The sequence below is a fragment of the Paucilactobacillus vaccinostercus DSM 20634 genome, from assembly GCF_001436295.1.
GTDB lineage: Bacteria > Bacillota > Bacilli > Lactobacillales > Lactobacillaceae > Paucilactobacillus > Paucilactobacillus vaccinostercus.
The window spans coordinates 1-449 of the sequence record NZ_AYYY01000034.1 but is presented as its reverse complement, the minus strand read 5'-3'; the positions used below and the strand labels follow the sequence as shown (position 1 = coordinate 449).

The following is a 449-nucleotide window of genomic DNA, read 5'->3' as shown; positions in this document are numbered from 1 at the left end:
ACCGGCTATAATTACGCACTTCAGTGCGATAGAATCACTTTATCAAATATGATGAGGTGATTTTTTTGAATAATGACCAAGAAATTGTCCAAGTGAAATTGGATCAACCAAAAAATTATCAGGCCGCTACTGCCAGTAAAGCTTTTCAAATGAAGTTAGGTGAAAATAAGACTGTTCTCGTCTACAACCGAATCAATAACTACATTCTGGATGCATTATTAAAGGCGGTGTTTAGGAATGATCATTGATATGAAACAACTTCACGGTATTTATTTAGTATGTGGTAAGACCGATTTGCGACGTGGAATTGACGGATTGGCTAACGTTGTCAGCCAGCAGTATAGTCTTGATCCATACAGTAAATCGCTATTTATGTTTTGTGGCACACGAAAAGATCGGTTTAAAGCACTACTTTGGGATGGCGATGGATTTCTGTTACTTTATAAGCG

The 449-nt window shown here is 37.4% G+C and carries 2 protein-coding genes; both read left to right on the top strand.

What is annotated here, in order from left to right:
* Window positions 1-65 precede the first annotated feature (65 nt).
* Window positions 66-248 carry a hypothetical protein gene (locus FC26_RS07745; RefSeq protein ID WP_057779393.1) on the top strand — a complete coding sequence of 61 codons (183 nt, stop codon included), beginning with the start codon at window positions 66-68 and terminating at the stop codon, window positions 246-248.
* On the top strand, window positions 238-449 hold a 212-nt coding region (gene tnpB / locus FC26_RS07740; protein WP_157061122.1), incomplete at its 3' end, for an IS66 family insertion sequence element accessory protein TnpB. The genes FC26_RS07745 and tnpB, both read left to right, overlap by 11 nt.